The 11,248-nt window shown below is 28.2% G+C and carries 10 protein-coding genes; all 10 read left to right on the forward strand.

Annotated elements, in window-relative coordinates; genetic code table 11:
• Complete coding sequence (locus L8X27_RS00230; RefSeq protein ID WP_133318707.1) at nt 1–342, forward strand: DUF6394 family protein; 342 nt, start codon at nt 1–3, stop codon at nt 340–342.
• 8 nt (nt 343–350) lie between these two features.
• The gene (gene leuS, locus L8X27_RS00235; protein ID WP_263661829.1) at nt 351–2,780 is read left to right on the forward strand and encodes a leucine--tRNA ligase; all 2,430 of its coding nucleotides are present in this window, start codon (nt 351–353) and stop codon (nt 2,778–2,780) included.
• Nucleotides 2,777–3,274 (forward strand): LPS assembly lipoprotein LptE, encoded by a 498-nt coding sequence (gene lptE / locus L8X27_RS00240; RefSeq protein ID WP_263665249.1) that lies wholly within the window; start codon nt 2,777–2,779, stop codon nt 3,272–3,274. The genes leuS and lptE overlap by 4 nt, the downstream gene beginning before the upstream one ends.
• A complete protein-coding gene (locus L8X27_RS00245) occupies nt 3,275–4,642 on the forward strand; it encodes a hypothetical protein (protein WP_263662498.1) in 1,368 nt (455 codons plus the stop codon).
• 1 nt (nt 4,643) lies between these two features.
• Nucleotides 4,644–5,813: a Mur ligase family protein gene (locus L8X27_RS00250; protein WP_263671268.1), complete on the forward strand. Its 1,170-nt coding sequence runs from the start codon at nt 4,644–4,646 to the stop codon at nt 5,811–5,813.
• A complete protein-coding gene (locus L8X27_RS00255; protein ID WP_243705623.1) occupies nt 5,800–6,711 on the forward strand; it encodes a M23 family metallopeptidase in 912 nt (303 codons plus the stop codon). The genes L8X27_RS00250 and L8X27_RS00255 overlap by 14 nt, the downstream gene beginning before the upstream one ends.
• On the forward strand, nt 6,639–7,043 hold the full coding sequence (locus L8X27_RS00260; RefSeq protein ID WP_263660127.1) for a bactofilin family protein: 405 nt from the start codon (nt 6,639–6,641) through the stop codon (nt 7,041–7,043). The genes L8X27_RS00255 and L8X27_RS00260 overlap by 73 nt, the downstream gene beginning before the upstream one ends.
• Nucleotides 7,033–9,972: a DEAD/DEAH box helicase gene (locus tag L8X27_RS00265; RefSeq protein ID WP_263671269.1), complete on the forward strand. Its 2,940-nt coding sequence runs from the start codon at nt 7,033–7,035 to the stop codon at nt 9,970–9,972. Before L8X27_RS00260 ends, L8X27_RS00265 begins: the two co-directional genes overlap by 11 nt.
• Nucleotides 9,969–10,649 (forward strand): endonuclease III domain-containing protein, encoded by a 681-nt coding sequence (locus L8X27_RS00270; RefSeq protein ID WP_263671270.1) that lies wholly within the window; start codon nt 9,969–9,971, stop codon nt 10,647–10,649. Before L8X27_RS00265 ends, L8X27_RS00270 begins: the two co-directional genes overlap by 4 nt.
• 78 nt (nt 10,650–10,727) lie before the next feature.
• Nucleotides 10,728–11,246 carry a ribosome hibernation-promoting factor, HPF/YfiA family gene (gene hpf / locus L8X27_RS00275; protein WP_220566860.1) on the forward strand — a complete coding sequence of 173 codons (519 nt, stop codon included), beginning with the start codon at nt 10,728–10,730 and terminating at the stop codon, nt 11,244–11,246.
• Nucleotides 11,247–11,248: the final 2 nt, after the last annotated feature.

The following is an 11,248-nucleotide window of genomic DNA, read 5'->3' on the forward strand; positions in this document are numbered from 1 at the left end:
ATGAATTGGGGTAAGGTTATTTATATCTTTTTTGCTCTAATGAGCTTAACTACAACCGCAGGATTTTTATATGATCAAAATGAAGTTGCATTATTTATTGCAGCTTGTGTGAATTTAATTTCTACTTTATTGAAAATCGGAGTTAGAAATTTCTTAGCAGCTGAATTATTTGCTAGTTCTTTAGTGGCTGATTTGCATTTAATTCCAGCTTTTGCTTTAATACAAATTAATCCAGAGGCTAATGTTATGGTTTATACTTTAGCAATTGGTGCTTTGATAGCTAATATCTTTTCAATGATTTTAGTTATAGTTGATTCAGTAAAAAGTCAAGAAGAAAATTAGGAGTTAAAATGGCATATGAGGCAGGTAAAATAGAAAAAAAATGGCAAAAAATTTGGCAAGAAAAAGAATATTTTGAGCCAAAAGATGATTTTTCTTTACCAAAAAAATACATTTTATCTATGTTTCCATATCCAAGTGGTAGAATTCATATGGGGCATGTGAGAAACTATAGCATAGGTGATGCTATGGCTAGATATTATAGAAAAAAAGGTTTTAATGTCTTACATCCTATAGGTTTTGATAGTTTTGGTATGCCTGCTGAAAATGCTGCGATAAAACACGGTATTCATCCTAAGAAATGGACTTATGAAAATATTGATTATATGCAAAATGAACTTGCTTCTTTGGGCTTTTCCTTTTCTAAAAAAAGAATGTTTGCTACTTCTGATCCTTTATATACTAAATTTGAGCAAGAATTTTTCATTAAAATGTATGAAAAAGGACTTGTTTATACTAAAGAAGCTGAAGTTAATTGGTGTGAGAATGATAAAACAGTCTTGGCAAATGAGCAAGTTGAAGATGGCAAATGTTGGCGTTGCGGACATGAAGTCATTAGAAAAAAAATGCCAGGATATTATGTAAAAATTACCGCTTATGCAGATGAATTATTGCAAGATCTTAAAAAATTAGAAGGAAAATGGCCAAGTCAGGTTTTGACTATGCAAGAAAATTGGATAGGTAAAAGCACAGGGCTTAGTTTTGATTTTGATATAGAAGAAAATGATAAAATCAGCGCAAAAAAGATCAATGTTTTTACAACAAGAGCTGAGACTATTTATGGAGTGTCTTATATTGCTTTAGCACCTGATCATGAAATAGTAAACGAATTAATTGATAAAAAATTACTAGATCAAGATACTATTATAAAAATTCAAAATATACAAAATCAAACACCCCGCCAAAGACAAGCTGCGCCAAAAGAAGGATATTTTTTAAATCTTCATGTAATCCATCCACTAAGTAAAGAAAAAATTCCTTTATGGGTAGCTAATTTTGTTTTAAGTGATTATGGTAGTGGGGCTGTTATGAGTGTGCCTGCTCATGATGAAAGAGATTATGAGTTTGCAAAAACTTATAATTTAGCTATAAAAAAAGTAATTTATAAAGATGAAAATGATGCACAATGCTACACTTTAAAAGAAGGTGTTTTAACTAATAGTGGCGAATTTGATCAATTAGAATGTAATGATGCTAGAGAAAAAATTAGTTTAAAAATTGAATCTTTGGGTATTGGTAAAAAGGTTACCAATTTTAAAATTCGTGATTGGGGTGTTTCTAGACAAAGATATTGGGGTGCTCCTATACCAATGATTAAGTGTAATTCTTGTGGCATAGTTCCTCAAAAAATAGAAAATTTACCTATTACCTTGCCTGAAGATGTGATTATAAATGGAGAGGGAAATCCACTTGATAAGCATGAAATATGGAAAGAGTGCATTTGTCCAAAATGTGGTAAAAAAGCACAAAAAGAAAGCGATACTTTAGATACTTTCTTTGAAAGTTCTTGGTATTTTGCGCGTTTTGCAAGTGATGATAAAACATGGCAAGAAAAAGCGGTGGATGAAAAAAGTGTTAATTATTGGATGAATGTTGATGAATATATTGGCGGGATTGAACATGCGATATTGCATTTACTCTATGCTAGATTTTTCCAAAAAGCACTTAGAGATTTGGGTTATTTAAAAGATGATGAGCCTTTTAATAGACTTTTAACCCAAGGAATGGTCACTAAAGATGGTGCTAAGATGAGTAAATCTAAGGGTAATGTAGTTGATCCTGATTATATTATAGAAAAATATGGAGCAGATAGTGCAAGATTGTTTATATTGTTTGCTGCACCACCTGCTAAAGAACTTGAATGGAACGATAGTGCGCTAGAGGGTGCGTTTAAATTTATCAATAGGCTTTATGAAAAGGCTATGAGTTTAGAATGTGGAAAATTACAAGAAATTGATCATCAAAGTTTAAATAAAGAAGAAAAATATGCTAGATTAAAAGTATATGAAGCTTTGAAAAAATCTTTTGAAGTTTATGAAGAAAGTTTTGCCTTTAATACCTTAATAGCTGCATGTATGGAAGCTTTAAATGCCTTAAATGCTATAAATCATAAAGAAGTTTTAAAAGAAGCTTTTTATATTATTTTAAATATTTTAGAGCCTATTATCCCTCATGTTTGTTTTGAGCTTAGCGAGCATTTGTTTAAATGTGAAAATTTTAAAGTATTAAAAATAAAAGAAGAAGTTTTTGTAAAAGATAGTTTTAATATAGCTATTAGTGTTAATGGTAAAAAAAGAGCACAGATTGAAATAAATTCAGAGGCTAAAGAAGATGAGATTTTAGCTTTGGCTAAAGAAAATGTTGCAAAATGGCTAGAAGGAAAAACCATTGTAAAAGAAATTTATATTGATAAGAAATTGGTAAATTTGGTGGTTAAATGAAAAAATATTTAATATCTTTTTTTGCTTTTTTTATTATATCTTGTGGATATATCCCATCATCTCAAATGGCAAGTAGGGTTTTGGGTGAAAATGTATTTTTGAAAATCAATATTAGTAAACAAGATCCCGAAAATAGTGTTTATATAACAGATATTTTAAGAGAAGCTATGCTTAATAAGCTTGGCAGAAAAGTCACAGATGAGCATAATGCAGATAGTTCTATTATAGTTACGATGAAAAAGTTAGAATTTCATCCTATAGTGTATGATAGAAATGGTTATGTAGTTAATTATAAAGCAGAGCTTTACTTGGAATTTCTTATGCGTTATAAAAATGGTAAAGAAGAAGTTGTAAATACCAAGGGAAGTTATAATTTTGATATTAATCCAAATTCTATTATTAGCGATCAAGCTAGATTTGAAGCAATTAAAAATGCATCAAGTGAAGCTTTTGATGAATTTGTTTCTATCATAGCTATTAGGGGTTATAAATAAATGGCAAGTCATATCAATGAGATTGCAAAAGAAACATTGATAAAATTAAAAGAGCGTAAGTTGCATCCAACTCCTGAAAATTATAGTGAGGTATTTGAAGAATGTGCTAAAAAAGCGGGAGTGATGAGTTTTAATAAAGCAAGGATAGAAAAATATACTAATCTTTTAGATGATATTTATAAGCAAGAGCTAAAAGGAAAAAGCATTCGAACTATTGATGAGTTTTTGATGTTTTTAGTTTCTAGGCTTAATAGGCAAGTAAGTAGAAAATATGAAGATGTTTATGCTTTGCTTGATTTGATTGTGCAACAGCTTAGTATTAGCAAAGATAAAAAAATCAAAGAATTAGCAAAAATTACTCAACACAGATTATCTCAAGCTATGGATTTAGAAACCATATATCTTTTAAGGGCTAAATGGAGAGAGCTTGAAAAATCTTATGAGGATTATGAGCTTTTAAAAAAATTAGAAGAATTTAATATTCGAGCGTTTTTGGATTTTCACACTTTAGTTGAAAAACTCATTGTTATGTTAAAGGAGAGATCTTATGAGAAGCAGGCTGAACTTTTACTAGCTTCTTTGGAGTCTTTGTTTGGAGCAAGTAAAGAGCTTGAGCAGTTTAAACAAAATTTAAAAGAAAATCCTAAATTAATTGCCAGGAAAGAATTTGCACATGAGTATTATTTAATGTTGCAAAAAAAAGAAGCAACAGATAAATATTATATACAAAAAAACCTTTCTTTTTTTAATCAGCACTTAGAAAGCTTAAATGAAATGGTATCAAAGCTTTATGATAACAGCCAAGAAGATGTGAAATTTATTAATGCTTTAACTAAAGATGAAAATGGTAATGTTCAAATTAATTTTGATACACTAAAAGATAAACTTTTATATGCAAACGAGCAAATAGCGCAAATTAAAACTCAAATTCAAGCTACAAGTGATGATGAGCAAAGAGAGCAGTGGAGTCTTGCTCAAGAACTTAAAAAACTTGATGAAAACTATAAGCTTTATGCTGTTAATTATGCATTATGTTTTTTTAAAATTAATAATATAGAGCATGTTATTAATGTCTATGGTGTTGATAGTTTTAAGGCAATTAGTGGAAAGTTTAAAAAGATACTTAAAGATTTATGTAAAGATATGGGTGAAATTTGGATTTTAGATGAAAGTTCTTATTTGGTTATACTTCCGGGTAAAAATTTAGAAAGTGCTCAGATTTTTATAGAAAAAGCCTTAAAGCTTATAGATGATTATAAATTTATTTATAAAGAAGAAGTAGTTAAACTTATTTTATCATCTTCTTGCATAGAAAAAAAAGAATTTCCAGATGGTGATATTTTAAAAGAATTAATCCAAAAAGCTTAGCATGAAATTTCAACAAACACTTTCACAAAAAACTATGTATGTGCAAAAAATTAGTAGATTTTTTATGTTTAGCATGTATGAGAAGTATAAAAAATTTATTCCAAAAACTAAAAATATCCAAATTATTGGCACTAATGGTAAAGGAAGTACGGGTAGATTTTTAGCGCTTTTACTTTTAGAGCAAGGATATAAAGTAGGTCATTATACAAGTCCACATATTTTTGAATTTAATGAAAGATTTTGGTTAAATGGCAAAATTGCAAGCAATGAACTTTTAGAAAAAGCGCATGAAAAACTAGAAAGTGTTTTTTTGGAAGATGTGAAAAAACTTAGTTATTTTGAATACGCTACTTTTTTAGCTTTTTTTATTTTTAAAGATTGTGATTATGTGATTTTAGAAGCCGGAGTAGGTGGGGAGTATGATGCGACAAGTGTTTTTGAAATAGATTTTAGTATTTTTACTAAAATAGGATTTGATCATCAAGATTTATTAGGTAAAAATTTAGAAGAAATAGCAAGAACAAAATTAAAAGCCATGAGTGCCAAAGCTTTAATTAATCATAAGCAAGAAGCAAAAGTATTAAATTTGGCTCAAAAAATAGCAAATTTAAAACGAGCTAGTTTAAGTATCAGTTTGCTAGAAAAAAATAATTTTATTTATCCTTATGTGCAAGAATATATTCAAAAGCACAATTTTGCAACTTTTTTAAAAGATAATCTTTTTTTAGCTTTAGAAGCTTTTTCTAAAATTTGTGCTAAAAATGAAAAAGAATTAATTCAAAGTATCAAAAATCTACCAAAACTTGATTTAAAAGGAAGGTGCGAGCAAATAAGTCAAAATATTTTTATTGATGTAGGACATAATGAAATGGCGGCTTTAGCTTTAGTTGAAATTTTCAAGGAAAAAAAAGTTCATTTAGTTTATAATTGCTTTTTAGATAAAGATTCTTATAAAATTTTAAAGGTTTTAAAACCTATAATAAAAATAGTTGAAATTTATGATTATGAAAGTAAAGATAGACCTTTGGCGGGTTCTGTTTTGCTAGAAAATTTAGAAAAATTAGATATTGTTTATCAAAAATTTGAACAAATAAAAAAAGATGAGTTATATTTAGTTTTTGGTTCTTTTGTATTGGTAGAAAAATTTTTAAGAGGCTATAATGAAAGATAAATTTACGCTAACTATTACAGATGTAAATGGTTCTAGACATTTTTTATTAAGTCAGATTATAAAAAAAGTAATAATTTATTTTACTACTTTTGTTTTTGTTGTTATAGTTTTAGGTGCTTTATATATTAATTATCTAGCAGATAAGCGTTCAGAGCTTTTAAAAGAACAAGAAATATTATCTTCAAAGAATACTAAATTGTTTTCTCAAAATGAGAGTATGCAAAAAAGTTTAGAAGAAAAAACAGCCTTATATGATGAACTCCAAACCCAACTTGCAGATATTGAGGATAATTTAGGCTTAAAGCAAGATGAAAGTTTAGATATACCAGAAAGATTAGAAAAAGTCAAACTTACTAATGATCAAGCTTATTTATTTTTAACACAAATTCCAAATGGTCATGTGATAGAAGATAATGGAGTCACAGGTAATTTTGGATGGCGTCATCATCCTATATTAAATAAAAAAGAGTTTCATCCAGGTATTGATTTAAGAGCAGCTTTAAAAACTCCTATTTATGCGCCTGCAAATGGAGTGGTTGAATACGCTGCATATAGCAATAATGGTTATGGTTACTCAGTGATTTTGATCCATAATTTTGGTTTTAAAACGGTTTATGCGCATATGACGCGTCAGGATGTTGTCAAAGCAGGGCAATTTGTAAAAAAAGGTGATTTGTTGGGTTATACGGGAAATACAGGTCTTTCTACGGGGCCGCATTTGCATTATGAGGTTAGATTTATTAATAAACTTTTAGATCCTAAGATTTTTATAGATTTAAACCGAAAAAACTATGAACAAATTTTTGAAAAAGAAAGGAGAGTGCCATGGCAATCTTTAATAAAGGCTCTATTGCTGCAGTATCCGAAACTACAGTCATTTCAAACGGAGCAAAAATAGAAGGAAAATTTTATTTTGATTCTATGCTTCATTTAGATGGAGAAATTACAGGAGTAATTAATTCTTCTAATGTGATAGTGATAGGTAAAAGTGGTGTTTTAAAAGGACAAGTTAAGGCAAGTAAGATAGTAATCAATGGAGTTTTTGAGGGAGAAATGCAAGTTGATTCTTTAGAAATTTTATCTGGCGGTGTGCTTAATGGTAATATCATAGTTAAACAATTAAGTATTGAAAATGGTGGGAAATTTAACGGAAGTAGTAAAATAATTGAAAAAGAAGAAGAGCTTGCAACTATTGATGTGAGTATAGAAAATTCAGAAAATGCAAGCTAAATTATATGAATATTTATTAAGTAATAAAACTGAGTTAATAATTTGTGAGAATGATAAAGAAGCAGATGAATTAGCTCAAGTTTGCTTATTTTTAAAATTAAAAACTTTTATTTTACCTGATTTTAGAGCAGAATTTGGTAGCGATTTACGCTCTTTTTCTAAAGAACTTTTTGAAATTTGTAAAGTATTAAATGCTTATCATAAAGAAAATGAAAATAAAATTTTAATATCTCCTATAAAAACAATTTTGCAAAAGTTACCAGGTAAAAAGCATCTAAAAAACATTATTCTTAAAAGAAATTCACTTCTTGCTTTAGAGAAATTTAAAGAAGAAATTTTACATAGTGGATATGAGTTTGTAGATATAGTTCAAGATAAGGGTGAAATTTCAATGCGCGGGGATATTATAGATATTTTTGCGATTAACGAAGAACAACCTTTTAGAATTTTACTTTTTTCAGATGAGATAGAAAGTATAAGATATTTTGATATACATACGCAAAAATCAATCCCTGCTGAACTCTCTAATATAGAAATTTGTCCTTTTTTGAGTGCTTTTAGTCAAGAACAATATGAAAATTTACAAGAAAAAATTCAAAATTTCCAAAGCCAAAGTATTATAAACGATGTTAATTCTTTAGGTTTTTGGTGTGTTGATGATTTTTGTGATTATTTAGATTTAAATTTTGTAAGCATAAAAAAATTTGATGTAAATGATTTTGAAGAAGATATTAGTAAAATCAATCAAAATATTTTACCTGAACCAAAATTTTATAAAGATTTGGTAAGTTCTTATAATTATGATTTTTTCACTTTTCACAAAGATAAAAAAATTACTATTTTGGCAAAAAATGAAGCTTTGTTTAAAGCTTTAAATTTACAAGAATTTTCAAATATTAAATTAAAAATATCCCAAGAAAGAATTAATTTAAGTACTCAAGATGAGCTTATCATATCTTTAAATAAAAAAGAAAAAAACAAAAGAGTTAGAAAAGCAAGTTTGGTAATAGATGAACTTAGAGTTGGGGATTTTGTTGTGCATGAAGATTATGGTGTAGCTAAATTTTTAGGTCTTGAGATTATTGCAATAGCAGGAGCAAAAAAAGAATTTGTCGCTCTTGGGTATTTAAATAACGATAAGCTTTTATTGCCTGTTGAAAATTTATATATGATTGATAAATATATCGGTGCAAGTGGTGGCGTGCCTTTACTTGATAAGCTTGGAAAAGGAAGTTTTTTAAAAATCAAGGAAAGATTAAAAGAAAAATTATTTGCCATTGCTTCAAATATAGTTTCTTTAGCAGCGGCTAGAGCTTTGATAAAAGCAAAAGAATTAAAAATTTCTCAAGAATTACAAGATGAATTTATCAATAAGGCAGGATTTTTTTACACTAAAGATCAAAGTCAAGTTTGTCAAGAAATCACTCAAGATTTAAAAAGTATGCAGGTGATGGATAGGCTTTTAAGTGGCGATGTGGGTTTTGGTAAAACAGAAGTTGCTATGAACGCTATATTTACTTGTGTAAAAAGTGGTTATACGGCTTTATTTTTTGTGCCAACTACTTTGCTTTCAGCCCAGCATTTTAAAACCTTAAAACGAAGATTTGATTCTTTTGATATAGAGGTTTTTAAGCTAGATCGTTTTACTAGTGCTAAAGAAAAAAAACAAGTTTTAGCATTTTTAAAAGAAAATAAGCCTTGTGTAGTGGTTGGAACGCATTCTCTTTTAGGGGTTGAGTGTGAAAATTTGGGTTTAGTCGTGATAGATGAGGAACATAAATTTGGTGTAAAACAAAAAGAAAAACTCAAGGAACTAAGTAAAAATTCACATATTCTATCTATGTCGGCAACACCTATACCAAGAAGTTTAAATCAAGCTCTTAGCTCTTTAAAGTCATATAGTGTTTTACAAACTCCACCTGAGGATCGTTTGGATGTGCGTACCTTTGTTAGAGAAAGTAGTGATGCTTTGATTAAAGAAGCTATTTCAAGAGAATTAAGAAGAGCAGGACAGATTTTTTATATACACAATCATATAGCAAGTATTGATGGGTGTAAAAAATATCTTTTAGATTTGTTTCCAAATTTAAAAATTTTAATCTTGCATTCTAAAATTGATGCAAAAATTACTGAAGAAGAAATGATTAAATTCGAAAATAAAGAATATGATTTATTGCTTTGTACTTCTATAGTTGAAAGTGGTATTGATTTGGCAAATGCAAACACTATCATAGTAGAAAATTCAGATCGCTTTGGTATGGCTGATTTGCACCAACTTAGAGGAAGAGTAGGGCGTAGTGCTAAGCAAGGATATTGTTATTTTCTTATTGAAAATAAGGAAAAAATCACAAAAGATTCTTTAAAAAGACTTACGAGTTTAGAGAGTAATTCTTATTTAGGCTCAGGAAGCGTGCTTGCTTATCATGATTTAGAAATTCGTGGTGGTGGAAATTTATTAGGTGTGGATCAAAGCGGACATATAGAACAAATTGGTTATAGTTTGTATCTTAAAATGTTAGAAGATGAAATTAATAAATTAAGTAAAAAAGAAGAAATTAAAGAGAAAAAAATAGATCTAAAGCTTAATATCAATGCTTTTTTAAATAGTGAGTATATTAGTGAAGATCGTTTGAGATTAGAACTTTACAGAAGACTTAGTAAGTGTATGAGTGTTAATGAAGTTTATGAGATAGAAAGTGAGATGAATGATCGTTTTGGAAGACCTGATATCTTCACAAAGCAGTTTTTGGATTTAATCATCATAAAAATTTTAGCTAGCAAATATTATAAATTAGTGAGCAATTATGAGCAAAATATTTGTTTTGTAAAAGATGATGAGAGTAAAGAAGTCATTAAGGCAAAAAGTAAAGACGATGATGATGTAATTGAGGCTATTTTGATGCATTTAAGAAAGAGTGAAAAAGCATGAGTGGATATGAAATTTTTAAAGCTTTAGTTAATGCAAATATTGTTTATAAAGATTTTGAATGGCTAGAAAATAATACTTTAAGTGAGTTTGAAATTTTAATTTCTGTAGTTTTAACTCAAAATACAAATTGGAAAAATGTATTGAAAGTTTTGATAAATTTAAAACAAGCAAATATTACTAAGATAGAAGATTTATCAAATTTAAATACTCAAGATTTAGCGTTTTTAATAAAGCCAAGTGGATTTTATAATACTAAGGCAAAATATATTAAAAATTTTACTCAAAAATATTTTCAATATTTTAATTCTTTTGAGCTTTTTAAAGAAGAAGTTGATAGAGAATGGCTTTTGGATATTAAGGGTTTTGGTCAAGAAAGTGCTGATGGAATTTTAAATTATATATGCAAAAAAGAAGTTTTAGTAGTTGATGCTTATAGTGCAAAAATAGCTAATTATTTAGGCTATGAGTGTCAAAGTTATGATGAGTTGGCAGATTTTTTAAAAAAAGACATAGCTAAAAATCAACAAGAATTGTGTGTTTTATTAAAAAAAGAATGTAAATTATATGAGCTTTATCAAATTTTTCATGCTTTAATTGTTTCTTTTTGTAAAACACATTTTCAAGGTAAAAAACTTTCAGAGGATGGTGTGCTTATTCTAGATCCTTTAAAATTTTAAATTTATTTTTTATTTAAAAAGTTATTTTTTTACGATTAAAGTGCTATAATGTATTTAACTTCATAAAAAGGAGAAGTAATGAATACAAGTATAGTTGGAAAGCAATTTGAGCTAACTGAGTCTATAAAAGAGTATGTGGAAAAAAGCTTTGATGCTTTAAGTAAATATGGCTTAGATGTGATTTCTGCGCGTTGTGTTATAAGTGCTGATGAAAGGCATGGAAAGAAAGGATTTTGGGCTGAATTTAGCATTAATCTAGCCGGTATTAATACAGTGGTTGTAAAGCAAAAAGATAAAGACTTATATGCTGCTATAGATTTAGCTACTGATAGAATTTCTAAGGTTTTAAGAAGATTGCATGATAAAAATATTACCCATAAACATCAAGATGAGATAAAAGAAAATTTAGTATTACCGAGCTTGATTGAGGAAGATGAGATAGTTCCAACAGAACTTGAGCTATATAAGCCTTTGGAAATTGAAGAAGCATTGGAAAAATTAAAAGCAAGTAAAGATATATTTTTAGTTTTTAATGACATAGATGCAAAAATGAGGGTGTTATATAAGAAAAAAGATGGTAAATTTGGTTTATTTTAAAA

It is taken from the genome of Campylobacter sp. CNRCH_2015_1657, assembly GCF_025772685.1.
GTDB lineage: Bacteria > Campylobacterota > Campylobacteria > Campylobacterales > Campylobacteraceae > Campylobacter_D > Campylobacter_D lari_D.